21 protein-coding genes are annotated in these 19,509 nt (G+C 71.5%); 14 read left to right on the forward strand and 7 right to left on the reverse strand.

Going from position 1 to position 19,509, the window contains the following annotated elements:
* Positions 1-114 precede the first annotated feature (114 nt).
* Together P3X83_RS25080 and P3X83_RS25085 are read right to left on the reverse strand one after the other, a co-directional pair.
* Entirely contained in the window at positions 115-1,536 is a 1,422-nt protein-coding gene (locus P3X83_RS25080) for a hypothetical protein (RefSeq protein ID WP_277307654.1), read from the reverse strand.
* Between the two features lie 152 nt (positions 1,537-1,688).
* Complete coding sequence (locus tag P3X83_RS25085; protein WP_277307655.1) at positions 1,689-1,943, reverse strand: Smr/MutS family protein; 255 nt, start codon at positions 1,941-1,943, stop codon at positions 1,689-1,691.
* 133 nt (positions 1,944-2,076) lie between these two features.
* On the opposite strand from P3X83_RS25085, the gene P3X83_RS25090 reads away from it, so the two are divergent.
* From P3X83_RS25090 to P3X83_RS25110, 5 genes are read left to right on the forward strand one after another with little or no spacing between them, the layout of a single operon-like run.
* Complete coding sequence (locus tag P3X83_RS25090; RefSeq protein WP_277307656.1) at positions 2,077-3,600, forward strand: ABC transporter substrate-binding protein; 1,524 nt, start codon at positions 2,077-2,079, stop codon at positions 3,598-3,600.
* On the forward strand, positions 3,597-4,577 hold the full coding sequence (locus P3X83_RS25095) for an ABC transporter permease (protein ID WP_277307657.1): 981 nt from the start codon (positions 3,597-3,599) through the stop codon (positions 4,575-4,577). The genes P3X83_RS25090 and P3X83_RS25095 overlap by 4 nt, the downstream gene beginning before the upstream one ends.
* Positions 4,578-5,390 (forward strand): ABC transporter permease, encoded by an 813-nt coding sequence (locus tag P3X83_RS25100; RefSeq protein ID WP_277307658.1) that lies wholly within the window; start codon positions 4,578-4,580, stop codon positions 5,388-5,390.
* Positions 5,387-6,346 (forward strand): ABC transporter ATP-binding protein, encoded by a 960-nt coding sequence (locus P3X83_RS25105; protein ID WP_277307659.1) that lies wholly within the window; start codon positions 5,387-5,389, stop codon positions 6,344-6,346. Before P3X83_RS25100 ends, P3X83_RS25105 begins: the two co-directional genes overlap by 4 nt.
* Positions 6,339-7,028 (forward strand): ATP-binding cassette domain-containing protein, encoded by a 690-nt coding sequence (locus P3X83_RS25110; RefSeq protein ID WP_277307660.1) that lies wholly within the window; start codon positions 6,339-6,341, stop codon positions 7,026-7,028. The genes P3X83_RS25105 and P3X83_RS25110 overlap by 8 nt, the downstream gene beginning before the upstream one ends.
* Here the strand turns inward: P3X83_RS25110 and P3X83_RS25115 are convergent.
* A complete protein-coding gene (locus P3X83_RS25115; protein WP_277307661.1) occupies positions 7,010-7,630 on the reverse strand; it encodes a hypothetical protein in 621 nt (206 codons plus the stop codon). The two genes, P3X83_RS25110 and P3X83_RS25115, sit on opposite strands and share 19 nt — an antisense overlap.
* A 149-nt stretch (positions 7,631-7,779) precedes the next feature.
* Here P3X83_RS25115 and P3X83_RS25120 point away from each other — a divergent pair, with 149 nt between their 5' ends.
* Positions 7,780-8,916 carry a M4 family metallopeptidase gene (locus P3X83_RS25120; RefSeq protein WP_277307662.1) on the forward strand — a complete coding sequence of 379 codons (1,137 nt, stop codon included), beginning with the start codon at positions 7,780-7,782 and terminating at the stop codon, positions 8,914-8,916.
* A 71-nt stretch (positions 8,917-8,987) separates the two neighbouring features.
* On the opposite strand, the gene P3X83_RS25125 is transcribed toward P3X83_RS25120, so the two are convergent.
* Together P3X83_RS25125 and P3X83_RS25130 are read right to left on the reverse strand one after the other, a co-directional pair.
* On the reverse strand, positions 8,988-10,007 hold the full coding sequence (locus P3X83_RS25125; RefSeq protein ID WP_277307663.1) for a hypothetical protein: 1,020 nt from the start codon (positions 10,005-10,007) through the stop codon (positions 8,988-8,990).
* Between the two features lie 306 nt (positions 10,008-10,313).
* Positions 10,314-10,742 carry a CBS domain-containing protein gene (locus P3X83_RS25130; protein WP_277307664.1) on the reverse strand — a complete coding sequence of 143 codons (429 nt, stop codon included), beginning with the start codon at positions 10,740-10,742 and terminating at the stop codon, positions 10,314-10,316.
* A gap of 256 nt (positions 10,743-10,998) precedes the next feature.
* Here P3X83_RS25130 and P3X83_RS25135 point away from each other — a divergent pair, with 256 nt between their 5' ends.
* Positions 10,999-12,444 carry an aminopeptidase P family protein gene (locus tag P3X83_RS25135; protein WP_277307665.1) on the forward strand — a complete coding sequence of 482 codons (1,446 nt, stop codon included), beginning with the start codon at positions 10,999-11,001 and terminating at the stop codon, positions 12,442-12,444.
* A 256-nt stretch (positions 12,445-12,700) separates the two neighbouring features.
* Complete coding sequence (locus P3X83_RS25140; protein WP_277307666.1) at positions 12,701-13,027, forward strand: hypothetical protein; 327 nt, start codon at positions 12,701-12,703, stop codon at positions 13,025-13,027.
* A gap of 281 nt (positions 13,028-13,308) precedes the next feature.
* Here the strand turns inward: P3X83_RS25140 and P3X83_RS25145 are convergent, their stop codons facing one another.
* Positions 13,309-13,554, reverse strand: a complete 246-nt coding sequence (locus P3X83_RS25145) for a hypothetical protein (RefSeq protein WP_277307667.1) — start codon at positions 13,552-13,554, stop codon at positions 13,309-13,311.
* A 623-nt stretch (positions 13,555-14,177) separates the two neighbouring features.
* Here P3X83_RS25145 and P3X83_RS25150 point away from each other — a divergent pair.
* The 3 genes from P3X83_RS25150 to P3X83_RS25160 all read left to right on the forward strand — a co-directional run bounded on the left by P3X83_RS25150 (position 14,178) and on the right by P3X83_RS25160 (position 15,511).
* Positions 14,178-14,723 (forward strand): hypothetical protein, encoded by a 546-nt coding sequence (locus P3X83_RS25150; protein WP_277307668.1) that lies wholly within the window; start codon positions 14,178-14,180, stop codon positions 14,721-14,723.
* 84 nt (positions 14,724-14,807) lie between these two features.
* Positions 14,808-15,035, forward strand: coding sequence for a hypothetical protein (locus tag P3X83_RS25155; RefSeq protein WP_277307669.1), 228 nt, complete (start codon positions 14,808-14,810; stop codon positions 15,033-15,035).
* Between the two features lie 239 nt (positions 15,036-15,274).
* Positions 15,275-15,511 (forward strand): hypothetical protein, encoded by a 237-nt coding sequence (locus P3X83_RS25160; protein WP_277307670.1) that lies wholly within the window; start codon positions 15,275-15,277, stop codon positions 15,509-15,511.
* Positions 15,512-15,822: 311 nt separating this feature from the next.
* Here P3X83_RS25160 and P3X83_RS25165 read toward each other — a convergent pair whose 3' ends face one another.
* On the reverse strand, positions 15,823-16,641 hold the full coding sequence (locus P3X83_RS25165; protein WP_277307671.1) for a hypothetical protein: 819 nt from the start codon (positions 16,639-16,641) through the stop codon (positions 15,823-15,825).
* Between the two features lie 209 nt (positions 16,642-16,850).
* Here P3X83_RS25165 and P3X83_RS25170 point away from each other — a divergent pair, with 209 nt between their 5' ends.
* From P3X83_RS25170 to P3X83_RS25180, 3 genes are read left to right on the forward strand one after another with little or no spacing between them, the layout of a single operon-like run.
* Positions 16,851-17,636 carry an ABC transporter permease gene (locus tag P3X83_RS25170; protein WP_277307672.1) on the forward strand — a complete coding sequence of 262 codons (786 nt, stop codon included), beginning with the start codon at positions 16,851-16,853 and terminating at the stop codon, positions 17,634-17,636.
* Positions 17,636-18,457 (forward strand): ABC transporter permease, encoded by an 822-nt coding sequence (locus P3X83_RS25175; protein WP_277307673.1) that lies wholly within the window; start codon positions 17,636-17,638, stop codon positions 18,455-18,457. The genes P3X83_RS25170 and P3X83_RS25175 overlap by 1 nt, the downstream gene beginning before the upstream one ends.
* Positions 18,458-18,464: 7 nt before the next feature.
* On the forward strand, positions 18,465-19,508 hold the full coding sequence (locus P3X83_RS25180; protein WP_277307674.1) for an MCE family protein: 1,044 nt from the start codon (positions 18,465-18,467) through the stop codon (positions 19,506-19,508).
* The last annotated feature ends 1 nt before the right edge of the window (position 19,509 follow it).

Genomic DNA, 19,509 nt, shown 5'->3' on the forward strand with positions numbered 1-19,509 from the left:
CCGCCCCGCCGCGGCCCCGCCGCGCCCCGCCCCCGCCGCCGCCCCCCCCCCCCGGCGGCGGCCCCGGCCCCCCCCCCCCCCCCCCCCCCCCCCCCCCCCCCCCCCGCCGCCTGGTCAGTTCCTGCCGCAGGGGGCGGAGACGGGATCGGCCAGGCGGTGGTCCTGACCGGCCGCCCGCAGTCCGGCCCGATCGGCGGGACCGGCGAGGATGCCGTACGTCGTCGCGTGCAACCGGACGGCGAACGATCTCCTCGGGTCGGTCTCGCCGAAGCTGACCACCGCGATCACGTGCCACGGGTTGTGGCGCGGCGGCGCCGCCATGCGGCAGTCCCCCGCCCGCCCCGGGAAGCCCTTCTCCTCGACCCACCACACCGGCTCGGGCCGCGGCGGCGGCGGGCCCTTCGGGAACCGGGTGATCCACGGACCTCCGTCGTTGCCCCTGGCCACACCGCAGTTGCGGGTGGTCAGCAGGCTGTTGGAGTCGCGGTTGTTGTCGTCGAAGACGAGGGCGTCGCAGCGGTACAGAAGACCGCCGGTGTACGGCCCGCCGGCCGGGTAGCCCAGGTTGGTGACGGGCGGGAACCTCTCACCGGTACGGCTGAGGAACGGCGTGAACGCGCCCACGACGTCCTGGATCCGGTGCCCGTGCGAGTCGGGGGCGAGCGCGACCAGGCCGATGTCCTGGTTGAAGCCCGCGCCCGGCTCCAGGAAGCGGCGCGGCACGAACGCCTGCGTCGCCGCCCAGCGGCCCAGCGGCCGCTCGACCCGGCCGCCGGACTCGCGGAAGGCCGGAATGAACAGGATCCGGCTGTTCCACGTGCCCTGCCGGCTCACCAGGCAGTGCGCGGAGGTGAGGATCACGCTGCGGCTGTGCGAGCGCACCACGCTGGCGCTGCAGAACGCGTCGGCGTCGGTGGTCTCGTCGTGGAAGAACAGCTTGCCGGTGATTCGCGACCGCACCTCGGCCGAGTACGGCGTGGGCCAGCGGGCGTAGCCCCGGCTGTCGCCGCCCTTGGTGAGGACGCGGGTCTTGACCGGGTTCGGCGCGTGGGTCTCCCCGGCGACGAAGGCCCTGGGACGTGTTCCCCGAGTGGCCAGGACCTCTCTGGTCTTGCGCTCCTTCAGGCCTTGCACCCTGTCGAGCGCGCGGCGCACCTGCTGTGTCTCCCGCGGGTTGGCGCGGACCTGGCGCACGCCGTCCGGCCGGCCGTCCTCTCGTGCCTCGCGGCCCCGCTCGTCGGCCTGCTGCCGGTCCTCGTGCGTCCGGTTCGGCTCGTGCCTGACCGGCTCGTGCCGGACGGGCGCGTGCGGGCGCGGCACGCTGGTCCCGACCGCCGGGACCGGGTCGTTGTCGGCGGCCAGGCGCGCGTCGGTCCAGTAGGCCAGCGTCGCGGCCGGATCCTGTACCGGCGACGCGGCCACCTTGTGGCCGTCGGAGACCCGCGGGTCACGAGCCGCGCCCTCCGCCTGCACCGCTCCAACGACCACCATCGCGCCCGCAAGCGCGGTCGCGGCGATCGCTCGTATTTGTCCCATGGGCTGCTCCAGCGACTCGCTCAGTTAGCTCGTACTGGGACAGCCCACCACTCGTGGGGCACGCTGGACGTGACACCAGGCCCGCGCCATATCCGGCCCTTACCTAGTTTTTCGGCGGACATGGCAGACCAGGGTCATACCGCCCTGCGGGGTCAGCGGTGACGGAAGTAGACGAACAGCCTGCCGTGGTTCTTGGCGTCCTTGTCGATGCGGTGGTAGAGGGCCTTGATCTCCTTCTGGTCGAGGAAACGCAGGACCTTCTTCTTGAGCTGACCCGAGCCCTTGCCCGGGATGATCTCGACCTCGGTGGCCTTCTTCCGGATCGCCTCGTCGATGATCCCGCGCAGCGCCTTGTCGATCTCGCCGCCACGGTTGTAGATGGGATGCAGGTCCAGCTTCAGCTTCACGAGCAAGAGTCTACGGGGCAGCTTATTGCGAGCTATTTGCAACTACAAGAGATTCTCGTTAGGGTCCGGTCTGACCAGACCTCGGAGGGTTTCTGTAATGAAGCGGCTGATCGCACTGTCTGTCGCATTTGGCGTGCTAGCCACGGCTGCCTGCTCTGCGCCCCAGGGCCCCGCCGCGACGGCGGGCGGCACGGGCGGCGCCGACGACACGTTCGTCGTCGGGCTCAGCTCGGAGTTCGACAACCTCAGCCCGGTACTGGGCTTCTCCCCCGACGGCGGGTCGATGATATTCGACGGGCTGATGACCCGCTCCCCCGACCTCACGCTCAAGCCGTCGCTGGCCACCGCCGCCCCCGAGGTCTCCAAGGACGGCCGGACGGTCACCTTCACCCTCCGCCAGGACGTGAGGTTCCACGACGGAAAGCCGCTCACCAGCGAGGACGTCGAGTACACCTACGAGGCGCTGCTCGACCCCAAGAACAACTCCCCGATCCGCGGCGACTACAGCGCCATCGAGTCGGTCGAGGCCCCCGACCCCGCGAAGGTCGTCTTCCGGCTGAAGCACCCCTACGCGCCGCTCGCCCAGCGGGCCACGCTCGGCATCGTGCCCAAGGGAACGCTGGAGAAGACCAAGCCCGTGGGCAGCGGGCCGTACCGGTTCACGTCCTGGACGCCCGGCGACAAGATCGTGCTGGAGGCGAACAAGGACTACTGGGGCGGCCCCCCCGCGCTCACCCGGGTGGTCCTGGCCTTCGCCCCCGACGACAACGTGCGCGCCACGCGTCTGCGCGCCGGGGAGTTCGACGCGACCGTGCTGCCCCCCAGGGCCGCCGCCGGGTTCCGCGGGCAGGCGGGACTGTCGGTCTTCGACGTGCACAGCGCCGACTACCGGGGCATCTCCTGGCCGATGAACGAGCCGGTGACCGGCGACCGGGCGATCCGCCAGGCGATGAGCCTGGCCATCGACCGGCAGGCGATGGTGGACTCGATCCTGGTGGGCGCGGGCACCCCGGCGTACGGGCCGGTCTCCCCGGACACCACCTGGCACAACCCGGAAGTGACCGGCCGTACCGACGCGGAAGCCGCCAAGCGGCTGCTGGACTCCGCCGGGTGGAAGACCGGCAAGGACGGCATCAGGGAGAAGGGCGGCACCCGCGCCGCCTTCACCCTCATGTACCCGGCGGGCGACTCCCTGCGCAAGGAACTGGCGCTGGCCGTCGCCTCCGACGCCAAGCGGGTCGGCCTGGCCGTCGAACTGGCCGGGCTGGACTGGGACGCCATCGAGCCGAGGATGTCCAAGGACGCCCTGATGATGGGGTACGGCACCCCGTACGACCCGGACTACATCAACTACGAGATGTTCCACTCCGCCTTCGCGGGCAAGGGCTTCTTCAACCCGGGCCGCTACGACAACCCCGACGTGGACCGGCTGCTCGACGAGGGCAGGGAGTCGGCGGACCCGGCCGTGCGCGAGCGCGCCTACCGCGGCGTCCAGAAGATCCTGCACGACGACCAGCCCTGGACCTACCTCGTCTTCCTCAAGCACGTCTACGTGATCCGCGGCGATTACAGCGGGATCGTCCCCGGCGTGGACGCCCACGAGCACGCCACCGGCGGCCTGTTCGCCACGATCCACACCTGGAAGCCCACCGCGTGAGAGCCGTCCTGCGGATGGTGGCGTGGCGGATCGCGTTCGCCGTGCCGCTGCTGGTGATCGTCACCATCGTCATGTTCGCACTGGCCCAGGCGTCCCCGTTCGACCCGGTGCGCCAGTACCTGGGCGAGCGCGCGCTGGTCACCTCCCCCGAGATCGCCGAGCGGATCCGGGCCAACTGGGGTCTGGACCGCCCGGTGCTCGAACAGTTCGCCGCCTGGTTCGGCAACCTGGTCGGCGGCGACCTGGGCGAGTCGCGCTCCTTCCAGCGGCCGGTCGCCGAGATCATCGGCGAGCGGCTGGGCTGGACCCTGCTGGCCACCGGCTCCGCCCTGGTGCTCATGTTCGCCGGGAGCCTGGTGGTCGGCACCATCGCGGCCTGGCGGCGCGGCTCCTGGCTGGACCGGGTGATCGTCGGCGGCGCGTTCGCCAACGAGGCCGCACCGGTGTTCTGGCTCGGGCTGCTGGCCATCTCGGTGTTCGCGGTCACCCTGGGCTGGCTGCCCGCGGGCGGCCTCACCGACGCCGCCTCCACCACGGTCGCCTTCGGCGACGTTGCGGCGCACATGGTCCTGCCGGTGGCGGTGCTGGCCGTCTCCCAGTCCTCCTGGCTGGTCCTCTACGTGCGCGAGTCGGTGATCGGCACGCTGCGCGAGGACTTCGTGATCGGCGCGCGGGCCCGCGGGCTGCGCGAGCGGACCGTCCTGATCCGGCACGCGCTGCGCTCCGCGCTGCTGCCGTTCCTGACCCTGCTCGGCGCGCGCATGCCCGAGCTGGTGACCGGGGCCATCCTGGTGGAGACCGTGTTCTCCTGGCCGGGCGTGGCCGGGACGTCGGTGCAGGCCGCGCTGGCGGTGGACTTCCCGCTGCTGGCCGCGCTGACCCTGCTCGGCACCGTGGCGGTGCTGGCGGGCAACCTGCTGGCCGACATCGCCTACACCGTCGCGGACCCGCGCGTGCGCACCCTGGGGGTGGCGTAGATGGGGACGCGTCTGGCGGTCGCGGCGCTGGTCGTGCTCGGGCTGGCCGTCCTGCTCGTCCCGCCGATCGCGCAGCTCGACCAGAGCCTGGTGGACCTGCGCGCGGCCGGGCAGGCGCCCTCCCTGGCCCACCCGCTCGGCACCGACGAGGTCGGCAGGGATCTGCTGCTCAGGTCGATCTACGGGCTGCGCGTGTCCTTCCTGGTCGGCCTGGTCGCCGCGCTGGTCAGCCTGATCATCGGCGGCCTGGTGGGACTGGCCGCGGGCAGCCTGGGCGGGCTGGCCGACCGGCTGCTGATGCGCGTGGTGGACGGCTTCAACGCGCTGCCGCACCTGCTGTTCGGCATCTTCATCGTGGCGCTCTTCGCGCCGAGCCCCACGGCCGTGGTGGTCTCGGTGGGCGTGACGCACTGGACGACGGCGGCGCGCATCGTGCGCTCGGAGGTGCTGTCGCTGCGGTCGCGGCCGTTCGTGGAGGCCGCGGTGTCGGGCGGGGCGAGCCGTACGCGGGTGGTGCGCCGCCACCTGCTGCCACACCTGCTGCCCCACCTGCTGCTGGCCACGGTGCTGATGGTCCCGCACGCCATCTGGCACGAGACCGCGCTGAGCTTCCTCGGCCTGGGCCTGCCGCCGCACCTGGCGTCGCTGGGCAACATGATCAACGACGGCCAGCGGTCGCTGCTCACCGGCGCGTGGTGGCCGAGCCTGGTGCCCGGCCTGTTCATCCTGGTGCCGACCCTCGCCGTCGCGGTACTCGCGCAGCGGCTGCGGGACCGGCTCAACCCCCGCCGCCGATCGGAGCTGGAACTGTGAGCGGGCGACTGCTGCGGGCCGAGGACCTGACGGTGACCTTCCGGATCCCCGGCGGGACGGTGCGGGCCGTCAGCGACGCGAGCTTCGAGGTACGGCCAGGCCGCTGCCTCGCCCTGGTCGGCGAGTCCGGATGCGGCAAGTCGGTGCTCGCCCACGCGCTGCTCGGCCTGCTGCCGGGCAACGCGACCGTCTCCGGCCAGGTGTGGCTGGAGGACGACGGCGGGAGCCTCGAACTGCTCTCCGCCGCCCCGGACGTGCTGGCGCGGCGCGTCAGGGGCCGGGAGATCGGGCTGATCCCGCAGAGCCCGGCCACCCACCTCACCCCCGTCCGCACCGCCCGCGCCCAGCTCACCGAGGCGCTGCGCGAACTGGGCTCGGCGCGCGACGCCGACGACCTGGTCAGCGGGCACGGCCTGCGGCCCGCCGACCTGGACCGCTACCCGCACGAGCTGTCCGGCGGGATGGCCCAGCGGGTGGCCAACGCGATGGCCCTGGCCGGCGACCCGTGGCTGGTGCTGGCCGACGAGCCGACCAGCGGGCTGGACCGGCCGCTGGTCGAACGGGCGATGGCCACCCTGCGGGAGCTGTGCGACGAGGGCCGCGCGGTGCTGCTGATCACCCACGACCTGCGCGCCGCCGAGCGGGTCGCCGACGACATCGCGGTGATGTACGCGAGCCGCCTGGTGGAGATCGGCCCGGCGGCGCGGGTGCTGGCACGGCCCCGCCACCCGTACACCGCAGGCCTCGTCGCCGCACAGCCGGATCGGGAGTTCACGCCGGTGCCCGGCCTGCCGCCGGAGCTGACCGCGCTGCCGGACGGCTGCGCCTTCCGCCCCCGCTGCACCCGCGCCGACGACGCCTGCGCCGTGCGCCCGGCGCTTCCCGTGCTTCCGGCGCCTCCCGCGCTCATGGACGGCGCGGCCTGCCACCACCCGATGGAGACCGCCGATGCTTGAGGCCCGCGACGTCAGCGTCGCCTACCAGCGCAGGACCGCCCTGGCGGGCGCGTCCCTGGCCATCGAGCCGGGCACGGTGACGGGCCTGGGCGGGCCGAGCGGATGTGGCAAGTCCACCCTGGCCAGGGTGCTGTCGCTGATGCTGCGGCCGGACTCCGGAGAGGTCCTGATGGACGGCGCGCCCGTGCGCCGCTGGCGGCAGCGGGCCGACCGGCGGCTGCGCATCCGGGTGGCGCTGATCTACCAGTCGCCGCGCCAGGCCGTCGATCCGCGCCTGACGCTCACCGAGGTGATCGCCGAGCCGCTGGCCGCCAACGGCCGCCCGGACCCCGCGCGGGTGCGCGAGCTGGCCCGCGAGACCGGCCTGACCGCCGACCTGCTGACCCGCCGCCCGCACGAGGTCTCCGAGGGACAGCTTCAGCGGGCCTGCCTGGCCAGAGCGCTGACGCTGGAGCCGCGCTACCTGATCTGCGATGAGATGACCACGATGCTCGACGCCTCCACGCAGGCGCATCTGGTCGGCGTGGTGAACGACTACCGCCGCCGCGCCGGGGCGGGGGTGCTGGCGATCAGCCACGACGCGGTGCTGCTCGACCGGTGGGCCGACCGCAGGGTGGAAATGGGGGGTGCGCGGGACGCGGCGGACCGCTCTCCGGTGGGGGCTCAGCGCGGCGAGCCGTAGGCCGTCCACATGGTGGTGATGCGGTCCAGCGTGGCCCGGTAGGCGGCCTCCTCGGCGGGGGTCAGCACGACATCGGCGCCGGGACCGGCGGCCCCCAGCCGCTCACGCAGCAGCACCGACTCGGCGGTGTCGGCCAGGTCGAGCATCCCGCTGAACCGCGCGGCCACCGACGCAGGCCCGGACTCCTCCATTCCGCTTCGTTCATGACCGGCGCGGACGCTTTCCAGCGCCTCGCGCACGACGACCTCGCTCCTCCCGAGGACGGCGGCGGCCGCGGACAGGGTCACCACGTCCAGCGGGTCGATGTCCACCAGGCGCAGCGGCACGTGCTCGGCGGCGCGGCCGGGGGCGAACAGCCGTCCGGCAAGACGGGCGGCGTTCGCGCGGCGGCCCTGCGTGGGAGCGACGGACCGCCACAGGCGCCGCAGGGCTCCGAGGGCCACGCCGTCCGCCAGCGGGCCGGGCAGCCCGGCGCCCGCGCGCTCGGCGGCGCGCAGCGCGAGCAGTGACACCTCCAGCCCCCGCACCGCCGAGGCCAGTTCCTCGCCCAGGTCGGGAACCAGGACGACGTGGGGACCCAGGCCGCTCGGCGAATGCGTCACAACGCGACAGTACGCCGTTCGCCGACGCCAGGAGGGGTAAAACGCGTCCACTATGTCGGGATTATGACCATTTTGGGATGTGGACAGGTGATCAGGCCGCTCTTACCGTCCAGTCCACGACAGCGGGTGTTCCAGCCGGGAGGAGCAACGTGAGGTCAACAAGAAGACGGGCGGGCGCGGCGACGATCGCCGTGAGCGCCGCCATGAGCGTCGCGGTCACCGCCGTGCCGTCCGCGGCATGGGCCGGCGCGACCGCCGACGGGCCGGTGCGGATCACCGCCAGGGGATACCACAACGGCCAGGTCCAGATCGACATCTCCGAGTCCAACGGCAGCTACCGGATGGTGGACCCCACCCGCCCCGGTCTCCAGTGCGGCGGGGTCAACGGCCAGCCGCTGATCTTCGCCAAGCAGCCGTCGCCCTGGCCGGGCAACCCGTCCGCGGAGATGTTCGCCGCGTGCGTCGACATCATGTACGGCGCCCAGCGCAACTGGGACATGCAGCGCGACTGGATGAGCCGCTATGGTCACAACGGCAGCGGCAGGGCGATCCCCGCCCGCTACGACCCCAACCTGACGGGTCCCGGCGGCTACCTCGGCGGTTACATCGTCTTCGGACGCATACGCCAGGGCAGGCCGGCCACTCCGCTGGACCTGGTCGGGCGCGAGTACGGCCACGTCGTCTTCCAGAACTCGCCGGGCGGCGCCGGTTCCGGCAACGAGAACGGCGGGCTCAACGAGGGGACCGCCGACATCATCGGCACGCTCACCGAGCACTTCGCCGCCAATCCGAAGGACATCCCCGACTACACGATCGGCGAGAAGGTCGGCGACCTGGTCGGCGGCCCCTACCTGCGCTCCATGTACAACCCGTCCCTGCGCGGCGACCCCAACTGCTATTCCGCGTCGATTCCCAGCACCGAGGTGCACGCGGCCGCCGGCCCCCTCAACCACTGGTTCTACCTGCTCGCCGAGGGCAGCAACCCGGGCGGGGGCAAGCCGGACAGCCCGATCTGCATCGGCGACGTGCCACCGGTCCCCGGCATCGGCATCCGCAAGGCCGCGCTCGTCTACATGGGCGCCCTGATGCGCAAGACCCGCGGCTGGCGTTACACGGACGCCCGCAGCAGCGCCGCGCAATCCGTCCTCGCCCTCTACGGCGGTGGCGGCTCTGAGTGCCCGGCCGCCTCGGCCGCCTGGAACGCCGTCACGGTCCCGCGCGGCCCGGGCGACCCGGGTTGCATCACGCCTCCGACCCCTCCGCCGAGCCCGATCAGCGCCCCCTGACCCCGATCGAACAAGACGCGGGGCCCGGCCTGAGCCGGGCCCCGCGTCACTGTTCTGGGTGGCGGTGACGCTCAGAACAGCCAGTCGAGCAGGCCACCGCGCCGGTCAGGCTCCTGGGGAGGAGCCTGGGTCGGCGGCGCCTGCGACTTGCTCGGCGGCGGCAGCGGAACCGAGGTGGTCGTCTTCGGCTTGGGCCGCAGGCTCTCCCTCGGAGCCGGCTGCTCGTCCGGTCCCTGCTGGTCCTGCGGCTCCCGCGTGGGCTGCCTGCTCCTGGTCGGCGAGGGATGCGCCGCCGTGCGGGTGGGCGCGGAGGTGGGGTGCGTGGTCACCTGCTCCTGCGGCTCCATTTCCCGGGACGTCGCCGAGGAACCGGGCGTGGGCGTGCCGTCCGGCTCCAGCGCCGTCTCGCTCTCCTCCTCCGTCGGCGCGGTGGCCGGGGCGGTGGTGGGCGTGTCGGCACGCCCCACGGACGCGCAGGTGGCGGCCGTGGAGCACGGGTCGGAGGAGTCACCCAGCGAGGCGAACAGCATCCAGCCGCCTGCGGTGGCGGCCACGACGGTCACCGCCGCGACCATCAGCAGGCCCTTGCCTTTGCGCGGACGGTCCTCCTCGTCGTCCTCGACGTCGAGCACCGGCTCGGCGTTCCGGCTGTCGCGCCACCCGGCGCCGAGGAATCCCCGCCGTTCCTCGGTGCCCTGACCTTCCTCGGACTCGTCCCAACCGTCGGCGTGGTGGGTCTTGTCCCACTCGCCGCCGCGCTGCGACCGCTCCCACTCCTGGGACTCCTCGGAGCCTTCGTCCCAGCGTTCGCCCTCGGTCCACTCCCTGTCGTCGGACAGGAGCCTCGGATCGAGGGCCATGTGGACGCCGGTCTTGATGTGCAGGGAGTCGTCGGACCCCTCGGGAGGAGGCTGAGGCTCCTCGCCCTCCGGGTCCCAACCATCCGACAGCACGTCGCCGTCGCCGTGCTCCGTGGAGCCCGCGGCGTCGGCCGACCACTCGGGGTCGAGAGCCCCGGTCTGCTCCCAGATCTCCTCATGGTCAGGCTCGCGGTGACCGTCGTAGGACGGATCAGGCGATCCGCGGCTCATGATGACCCTCTCTGTCAGAAATCTTGGCCGCGTATCTTCATAGCAGTTTCCACACCGACATGTCGGGAAAATCGACAACCTTAACCACATAGATCACTACAGACCGGAAAACCCCGCAGTACAGGGGGATAGGGGACACGGCCCGCTTGCGTCGAGCGGGCCGAACCCCGCACCGGATCATCGCCCACCGGGGTAGAGACCATCCGAAAAGGCCCATCCGGGTGCAACGCAAACCATCAAGGCAGACTCGAAGGATCGGACATACCCGGAGGTATGGGCGGACCAAATCCGGCAAATGGGACAGAATCAGCGGTGGATGTACTCGACCAGGTGAGCCTTTTCGGTCTGCAGCTCCTCGATCGCGCTCTTCACGACATCGCCGATGCTCACCAGCCCGGCCAGCCGCCCGTCGCTCACGACGGGCACGTGGCGGATGCGGTGCGTGGTCATCGTCTGACGCAGCTCGTCCACGTTCGCGTCCGGCGCACAGGTGCGCACCTCGGTGGTCATGATCGACGAGACGGGGGCGCCGAGGATCTCCGCGCCGCGTTCGTTGAGGCGCCTGACCACATCGCGCTCTGACACGATCCCGACGATGGTCGAACCGTCCTCTGACACGACCACCGCACCGATGTTCCGCTCGGCCAGAACCTCCAGCAGATCGCGCACGGTCGCACCGGGTGGCACCGTGGCGACCTCGGTGCCCTTGCCTCGCAGGATCGAACCGATCAGCATCGACATCACCTCCGCAGGTAACGGACTCAATCCCCCGCGCCGGCTCTCCGCATGCGTCCCTCGCCACACGCGTCGCAGCCCACCGGTCGGCACTTTCAGGCAACAGGCCGTGACCGCATCACGTCAAGGGTTCCATCGCCGGGGATGCCGGGTTCACAGCAACCGTTGAGGCCCGCCAAGCTCTAGACTGATCGCACTGCAACGTGAAATACCACTTACCACGTGACATGCCACGCCATCGCGCTGCGAGGAGCCGATGACCGAGAACGCCGCCCTCAACACCGGCAGCCACGACCTGCCCGTGTCCGACGCGCTCGCCGCCTTCATGGCCGAAGAATGGGACGCCACGGCCATGGCCCCCGCCGCCCCGTCGGCCGCGCCCGCCGCCGCCTGGACGGCCAAGCGCCGCACGGCCCTGGCCGAACGCTTCCCCGGCGAGCGGCTGGTGATCCCGTCCGGGAACCTGAAGACCCGCAGCAACGACTGCGACTACCGGTTCCGCCCGCACAGCGCCTTCACCTACCTCACCGGCGACCAGGAGCCCGACGACGTCCTCGTGATCGACCGCGACGGCGCCTCGACGCTGTTCCTCCGCCCCCGCTCACCCCGTTCCGCCCCCGGCGCGGCCGGGCAGGAGTTCTACCGCGACCGGCGCTACGGGGAGTTCTGGGTGGGCCGCCGGCCCGACCTGGCCGAGGCCGAGGCCCGGTTCCAGGTCGAGTGCGCCCCGCTCGCCGAGCTGCCGCGCGCGCTGGCGGGCGACGGCGTGCCGTACCGGGTGCTGCGCGGCGTGGACACGTCGGTGGACGCCGCCACCTGGGCCCGCGACGAGGCCGACGCGGAGTTCGCCACCCACCTCGCCGAGATGCGCCTGGTCAAGGACGACTGGGAGATCGCCGAACTGCAGTTCGCCGTGGACGCCACGAGCAGAGGCTTCGAAGACGTCGTCCGCGCGCTGCCCGCCGCCCTCCGCCACGCGCGCGGCGAGCGCTACGTCGAAGGCGTCTTCGGCCTCCGCGCCCGCCTGGAAGGCAACGCCACCGGCTACGAGACCATCGCCGCCTCCGGGGCCCACGCGTGCGTCCTGCACTGGATCCGCAACGACGGCCGAATGTCGCCCGACGACCTGCTGCTCCTGGACGCCGGGGTGGAGACCGACCGCCTCTACACCGCCGACATCACCCGCACCCTCCCGCTCTCCGGCCGTTTCAGCCCGATCCAGCGGCAGGTGTACGAGCTCGTCTACGAGGCGCAGAACACGGCGATCGAGACGCTCCGCCCAGGAGCCCGGTTCCGCGACTTCCACCAGGCGGCCATGCGCGTCATCGCCGAGGGCCTGCGCGAGTGGGGCGTGCTGCGGATCGGCGCCGACGAGGCGATGGACCCGGAGAGCGGCGTCTACCGCCGCTACACCCTCTGCAGCAGCGGCCACATGCTCGGCCTCGACGTGCACGACTGCGCCAAGGCCCGCGCGAACACGTACCTCGACGGCGTTCTCGCCGAGGGCAACGTCCTCACCGTCGAGCCGGGCCTCTACCTCCAGCCCGACGACCTGACCCTCCCGCCCGAGTTCCGCGGCATCGGGGTGCGCATCGAGGACGACCTCGTCATCACCGCCTCCGGCGCGCGCCTGATGTCCGCCGCGCTCCCCCGCCACCCCGACGAACTGGAAGGCTGGATGTCCACCCTCCTCCACTCCTGAGATCGGGGAGCGCGCCGCCCTACGCGCCCCGCAGGGCGCTCCCGGCGAACCGGTGGGCCGGGTCGGCCAGCCGCTCGTGGAGCTCGAAGAAGATGTCGGCGGCGCGCACGCCGTTCCAGTCCGATGGGCCTGCTCGCTCCGGAACCACTTCCCGACAGGTAACACTTATGTATCTCTGAGGCTAGTATGCGCGCCTCCCCGTGGATCTCGATCATGAGTGCGATCACGGTCGATCCCACTCAAGGAGGCACAAACCATGAGAAAAGCTGCCATCGCCTTAGCCGCGGGCGCTTTCGTCACCGGCGCCCTGCTCACCGCCCCCGCGGCCTCGGCCACTACCGCCGCCTTGGGCTGCCAGTACAACTACGGCACCCCCAACCCCTCCGGCGGCACGAACGGCTTCGCCGCCAAGTGCGACACAGACGGCCCGGCCTACGAATTCCGTGCCTGGGTCCAGTGCGAGAACGGCCGCCGCGACGGAGGCTGGGTCCGCACCAACACCGGCCTGTGGTCCGCCGCCAACTGCGGTCCGTGGTACATCAGCCGCATCAGCTACGGCTTGGACAAGCGCCCCGTCAGCTAATCCCAGGCCCGCGGCCAGGTGGCCCGCCCCCACCTGGCCGACATCCTCCCCACCACCCGGGAGAACCACCCCGGCCTCATGCACCCGCCTACGCGCGCGGACGACTACTGCGATGTCCACGCCATCGTGCCCGGCCTTCAGAGCGCGGGCACGATCCGACCGCGCCGGATCGGCCACGCGCCTACTCGGAGTGGCCAACGAGATGAACCCGTCACCACCGGGTGGCGTCAGCGCGCCGACTGGACACACTCGGACACCTTGGGAGCAGAGGGGCCTACCCGTCAGGGCCTCCAGATCTGCAACTCGACCCAGCCTGAAAGCAGCAGAATGCACCTGTACCGGCCGCCCCACAGCTTGCCGTCGGCATGGCAGTCATCCCAGCCTTCGGGCGTGTTCGGATACTGCGCAATGTCATCCCAGTCCAGGATGGTCACTCCGCCCGAGGCGGGAGCGCGGGTCGGTGACACGCCCGCGGACGCCCCAGCCCCAAGGGGCAGTAGCGTGGCGAGGACGATCAGACCGACCACGGCGGCTCGTCTTGCCGTACGCATCATGGAACGCTCACCTCTCAGTGATTGGTAAGGACCGCTACTAAGATCCTGGTGAACGCCGACCGCTCGTCACAGACTCCGGGCTGCCAACAATCAACGGAAATCCGCCCCGGCATGGACCAGTCGGCATCAGCGCCACCGAACCCGGGCTGATACCCGCCCACGTCCTTCCGCGCAGCCGTGTTCCCGCTCCCGCCGGAGCGCGTGCCCGACCGCGCGCGTTTCCCGCCGAGACCCCGCGCCACGAAGCCCCCACGGTGGGCGTCATTCCGATACCCGCATCGATCCCCCGTAGACGCTCGCGACTACCGTCCAGCCCGTTTTATCGCCGCAGGTCAGGCAAAACCATTGGAAATTCCCCGGGACTACAGCGAGGCCGGTCGTCTCCGGCGACGCCGAGACGTACGGTCGGTCGATTGCCGGTCGATCATGGGCATCGGGGCGGCGACTCCCGCTCGCCACGAACGCGGTCCTCTTGGGGATGACCCCGATCGCGACCTCCGGAGGATCTCGTCGAGACCTGACGACGACGTCCAGCGCACCCCCGCGATGACAGATTGGCGGAACCGTAGAACGCAATACACCGAGGGAGCCGTAACGTGACCGATACGAAAGCGCCGTGGGGACGACGTGGAATCGCCGGAATGGCCGCCACGCTCGCGTTGATCACCGCAGCGGCGACGGCGTCCTTCGCCGAAACCGCGCCTTCCGCCGCTGGGCCACGGCTGTCCGGATCCGCGGGCGGCAAACTGACCAAGTCGTTCGGATCTTGGGCCGGGGACCCGGTGAAGTTCCAGATCGAGGCCCGTGGCGGACCCGGCACCACAAAGGGGACTTTCAAGGTGTTCCACGGGAAGGGCAGGACCGGTGGCGTCGTCGCCGAGTTCGAGGGGAAGATCACCTGTCTGCTGGTGGGCGGTGAGGTCGCCGTCGCCACCGGCGTTATCACCCGTGGCTACGCGAACCTTACGGGTGAGAAGAACGCGGACGTCACCGGCCAGAAGGTCTCGTTCACCGTGCACGACAACGGCCGTTCCGACAGGCTCTACTGGATGTGGGGGTTCATGAACGCGCCGATCAACGATTGCCAGGGCACGGCGCCGATTCTCAAGACGAGCCACGGGGACTTCAAGGTCCATGACTGACGGGGCAGGCGATCTGGCGCACGTCGGGCGAGCCGGCCCCTGCGCCGGCCGTTCCGGCGGCTCAACTACCACACCGCCTACCGGATGGCGCGCGACCCCGATGTGCCGCTCACCGACGGGCAGTGCGTTCCCGGCCACGCCCACCTCAGCACCACAGAGATCTATTTGACGCCGGTCCTCCAGGAGGTGATCGCAGATGTCCTCGCGCACTTCACCCGCCGACCGCTGGAGACGGCATCGCCGCGCTTACTCGACCCCGGCCCCTACCGGCCCGAAACACTGAACATCCTGTTCGGCGAAGGCACCGTGTGAACTCCGCTCCCTCCACCGCAGCCCGATCCCGCCGCGAGCGCCGTCCCCGCCCTGCGGTGGCATTCCTGCAACAGTTCTCGCCCCGACCGGCCGCGATCACCTGGCCGCTGGACAATTGCTTGTCATGATGGGGATCTCCGGCTACGAGCCGACTTTCTCGTCGGACTCGAAGCCATCCGCAAGGAACATGAACCGCGCCTGCCGACCTGAGTGGGCGGCGTCTGACCGGCTTCGCGATCGTGCGTTTCATCGAGGACGGGGACTGGTATGCCGACTGCCCCGTCGTCTTGGACTTCGACGGCGTCCAGATAGAGATCAGCCACTCGAAGCTGGACGAGCTGTCGATCGGCTGGAACACCATCGACACGGGCCGCTTCAACATCGCCAACGGCCTCGATGAGAACAATATCGAGGTCGGCGACGCCCATCCAGAATGGGTGCGGTACTCACTGGGCTGTGGCACGCAGCCCGATTAGGTCGACCTCCGGCTACCGGAAATCGCGGAATCCCCGTGACCAAGGCGATCTCGCGGACGACTTCGACCAGGACCACAACGTCAGAGGCTGAACATGGTCGCGGCGAGACTCCGCGCCCGGCTGGTCGGCGAACGTTGCCGCCCACCGGGGAGGACGGCGCCGCCGCAGACCGCGCTCAGCGTGCCGCGATTCGGCGGTTGCCATTGGCCGGGCGATCAAGGCGATCGAGTCGGTGGCGCGAGCGTGGGGCGAAGCCCGACATCGGGAAGAGCCTGCGGTGGTGGGGGTGAGGTTTGTCGCTTGGACGCGGGTCAGTGGGCGCGGCGGGTGGAGGGAGGTGGTGGGGTTGGGGTGCCGCGGCAGCGGCCTCGGGTGGAGGCGCCTCGGGCGCCCTGGGGGTCTTGGGGGTCTTGGGGGTCTTGGGGATCGTCCCAGCCGTTCATGACGGGCTTGCGGGACAGCCACAGAGCTCCAGCGAGGAAGGCCCCGGTGCCTGCCAGGGCGAGCATCACCAGGACCGGGGACAGGTCGGTGCCGTCGGTCTTGTCGCTGCTCGCGGTGTCGAAGCGGGGGTCGCCCGCGGCGCCGGGCGGGGAGGCGGGGGCGCCGTGAGGAAGGGGTGCTCCGCCCGAGCCCGCGCCATCGGGCTCTGGGCCTTGAGGCCCTGCAGGATCAGGCGCTGGGCCGTGGGGCCCCGTCCCGTCAGATGGCGGCCCTTGGAGCCCCGTCGCGTCGGACGGCGGGCCTTGAGGCCCTTTGCCGTCGGACGGCGGGCCGTGTGGGTCTCTGGTGTCGGCTTCCGGGCCGCCGGGGCCGGGGGTTCGTTCTGCCGAGGGGGACTTCGGGCGGCGGCTCGGGGTGCGGGTGCCGGGCTTCCTCTTCGTCCGGGACGTGCCGGCCTTACGACGGGATGTGCCGCTCGCCGTACGGGATGACGTGCCGCGCCGTGCCCGGGGGCGGTCGTCGTCATCGTCGTCGCCGTCGTCGTCGAGGGCGGCGGAGCCGGACGCCGCGACCTGCGGCACGGCCTGTGCCGAGGCGGGGGACGCGCGGACGGTGAGCCAGGGCGCGGCGGCCAGAACCAGCGCGAGCGTGACGGCCGGCAGGAGCCGCGGGGATGTCAGACGCATGCGTGCCTCCTGATCGTCCGAGTGCCGCGCGTCCGCGCCGACCGGTGCTCAGCCTCCGTGCCCGGCATTGGGCGATCGTGAGGATTCCATGAGAGAACCCTCACCATCGGCATGCCGTCGCATGGAACTTTACAAGAACACTCGACTCGAAAGACGAGATGTCAGTAAGGTTTGCTAGCCAACGACCGCTCACCGACCGCGAGGTGGTGATGACGCTGCGCAGCGTGCGGCACCTCAGGGATGCGCTCGGCGAGGTCGGCGACATGTCCGTGGTCGCGCTTGAGGGATTGCGCCGTTCCTGGGATGTCCGGGGCTGGTTCTGGGAGTTCGTCCGGCAGTGCTGGTTCCTGACGCGGGTGACGAGCCTGCCGGTGCTGCTGGTGGCGTTGCCGCTGGGCGCGACCGTGGCGCTCCAGGTGGGCGACCTCGCCCGGCAGCTCGGCGCCGCCGCCGTGACGGGCAGCGCCGTCTCGGTGAGCCTGGTCCGCGAGGTGGCCCCGCTGGCCTCGGCGCTGCTGATCGCGGGGGCCGGGGGGTCGGCGATGACCTCCGACATCGGGGCCCGCAACATCCGCGACGAGCTGGACGCGATGCGGGTCATGGCGGTGAATCCGATCCACCGCCTGGTCACTCCCCGGCTCTGGGCGGCGGCGACGGTGGCCGTGCTGCTGGTGCCGCTGGTCATCCTAGCCGGGGCGGCGGGCGGCTACTACTTCAACGTCGTCGTGCAGGGGGTGACCCCGGGCGCGTACTTCGACGGCGCGTTCTCGCTGCTGGTGCCCGCCGACCTGGCGGTGACGCTGCTGAAGGCCGCGGTCTTCGGGTTCGTCGCGGCGGTGGTGGCGTGCCATTTCGGGATGACGTGCCACAGCGGCCCGGCCGGGGTGGGCAGGGCGGTGACCCGTTCGACCGTCGTGACCTTCATGGTGGTGTTCACCGCCAACTACGTGATCTCCACGGTCTATTTCCTCGCCTATCCCCCGAGGGCGCTGTGATGGCGGCGGTCGAGGACGCGGGCCCGTTCCGCGTGCTCTCGGAGTGGCCGGTGTTCGCGGGGCGGGTGCTCTTCTGCTCGTTCCGCGACATCGTGCTGCGGATGCGCCACACCAGGGTCGTGTTGCGCCAGGTCAGCGATGTGGCCGTGGGGGTGGGGGCCACGGTGATCGGCGGCGGGCTGGTGTTCGTGGTGTTCACCATGGCGTTCTTCGTCGGCGCGACCGTCGGGCTGCAGGGCTACCAGGGGCTGTCGGCGATCGGCGCGCAGTCGTACGTGGGGCTGGTGGGCAGCTTCGCCAACGTCAGGGAGATCACCCCGATCATCGCCGCGACCGCGCTGGCCGCGCAGGTGGGCTCGGCGTTCACGGCGGAGCTGGGCGCGATGCGGGTGTCCGACGAGATCGACGCGCTGGAGGTGATGGGCGTGAACGCCTTCACCTACCTGGTGTGCACGCGGGTGGTCGCCGCGCTGGTGGCGCTGGTGCCGATCTACCTGATCGCGTTGTTCTCCAGTTTCTTCGCGACCCGCCTGATGTGCACGGAACTGTTCGGCATGGCCCCGGGCGACTACGACCACTATTTCTCCCTCTACCTCCCGGTGACCGATGTGATCTACAGCGTGACCAAGGTGGCCGTGTTCGCGTTCACCGTCGTCACCATCCACTGCTACTACGGGTTCAACGCCACGGGCGGGCCGGTGGGGGTCGGGGTGGCCGCCGGGCGGGCGATCCGGCTGTCGATCGTCGCCGTGGTGCTCCTCAATCTGCTGCTCTCGTACCTGTTCTGGGGGCAGGGCGGCACGATCAGGTTCACCGGGTGAGGCCGCGATGACGGGCCGTGAAGAACGCCGGAGGCCACGCCGGGTGCCGCGCCGGGCGTGGGCCGTCCCGATCGTGCTGGCCGCGCTGACCTCGGCGGTCGCCGTGGCGCTGCTCGTGCGCGAGACGTTCGTCCCGCGGGGCGTGCTGGTGACCGCCGCGTTCCCCCGCGCGGGCCAGGGCCTCGACACCTCCTCCCCCGTGAAGATCCGCGGGGTCACCGTGGGCAGGGTCGGCTCGATCGCCCTCGGCGGCGACGGCCGCGCCGTGATCGGCATGCGCCTGGCCCCGGGCGTGCGGGTGCCCCGGACGGCGTCCGCCGCCGTCGAACCGGCGTCGGTGTTCGGCCCGAAGTACATCGCCCTCACCCCGGGGCCGGGCGAGCGCGGCGGGCCGTACCTGGCCTCGGGCGAGCGGATCGCGCGGACGCTGGGGCCCAGGGATCTCTCGGAGACGCTGGCCGACGCCTACCGGGTGCTCGGCGCGGCCGACCCGCGCGAGGTCTCGGTCATCGTCCACACGCTCGGCAGGGGCCTGGACGGCCGGGGCGCCGAGCTCGGCGCGATCATCGACGACACCTCCGCGCTGGTCCGGGTGGCCCACCGCCGCAGGGCCGAGGCGCGGCGGTTCCTGGCCGACGCGGCCGCGCTGGCCGGCACCCTGTCGGACAAGGGCGACGAGGTGGTGGGCATCGCCGCCGACACCGGCGCGGTGCTGCCCGGCCTGGTCGCCCGCGCCGACGGCGTCCGCTCGATCCTCGCCTCGTGGGAGTCCACCGCGCGGCTCGCCGCGCACGGCCTGCGCGCCCGCCGCGCCGACCTCAAGGCGGCGGTGTCCTCGGGCGAGCGCGCCGTGGCGCTGGTCCGCTCGCTGCTCGGCGTGGCCGGCGACGGCGTGCGCACCACCAACCGGATCATCCCCGTGATCGGCGACCTGACCACCGGCGACGGCCCGGACGGCGCCGACCAGCTCAAGATCGCCTGGATCCTGGACACCGACCTGTGCGCGACCTTCCTGGGCCTGTGCGCCGGTCCCAGCCGGGCGGCGAGGTGAC

Origin of the sequence: Spongiactinospora sp. TRM90649 (genome assembly GCF_029382225.1) — a bacterium.
Classification (GTDB): Bacteria; Actinomycetota; Actinomycetes; order Streptosporangiales; family Streptosporangiaceae; genus Spongiactinospora.

Bases quoted from the DNA above. Each gene is read 5' to 3' on its own strand.
- P3X83_RS25100 (WP_277307658.1), top strand. From the start codon at position 4,578: ATGGGGACGCGTCTGGCGGTCGCGGCGCTGGTCGTGCTCGGGCTGGCC.
- P3X83_RS25155 (WP_277307669.1), top strand. From the start codon at position 14,808: ATGGCGCGCGACCCCGATGTGCCGCTCACCGACGGGCAGTGCGTTCCC.
- P3X83_RS25135 (WP_277307665.1), top strand. From the start codon at position 10,999: ATGACCGAGAACGCCGCCCTCAACACCGGCAGCCACGACCTGCCCGTG.
- P3X83_RS25170 (WP_277307672.1), top strand. From the start codon at position 16,851: ATGACGCTGCGCAGCGTGCGGCACCTCAGGGATGCGCTCGGCGAGGTC.
- P3X83_RS25080 (WP_277307654.1), bottom strand. From the start codon at position 1,536: ATGGGACAAATACGAGCGATCGCCGCGACCGCGCTTGCGGGCGCGATG.
- P3X83_RS25130 (WP_277307664.1), bottom strand. From the start codon at position 10,742: ATGCTGATCGGTTCGATCCTGCGAGGCAAGGGCACCGAGGTCGCCACG.
- P3X83_RS25165 (WP_277307671.1), bottom strand. From the start codon at position 16,641: ATGCGTCTGACATCCCCGCGGCTCCTGCCGGCCGTCACGCTCGCGCTG.
- P3X83_RS25125 (WP_277307663.1), bottom strand. From the start codon at position 10,007: ATGAGCCGCGGATCGCCTGATCCGTCCTACGACGGTCACCGCGAGCCT.
- P3X83_RS25175 (WP_277307673.1), top strand. From the start codon at position 17,636: ATGGCGGCGGTCGAGGACGCGGGCCCGTTCCGCGTGCTCTCGGAGTGG.
- P3X83_RS25140 (WP_277307666.1), top strand. From the start codon at position 12,701: ATGAGAAAAGCTGCCATCGCCTTAGCCGCGGGCGCTTTCGTCACCGGC.
- P3X83_RS25110 (WP_277307660.1), top strand. From the start codon at position 6,339: ATGCTTGAGGCCCGCGACGTCAGCGTCGCCTACCAGCGCAGGACCGCC.
- P3X83_RS25180 (WP_277307674.1), top strand. From the start codon at position 18,465: ATGACGGGCCGTGAAGAACGCCGGAGGCCACGCCGGGTGCCGCGCCGG.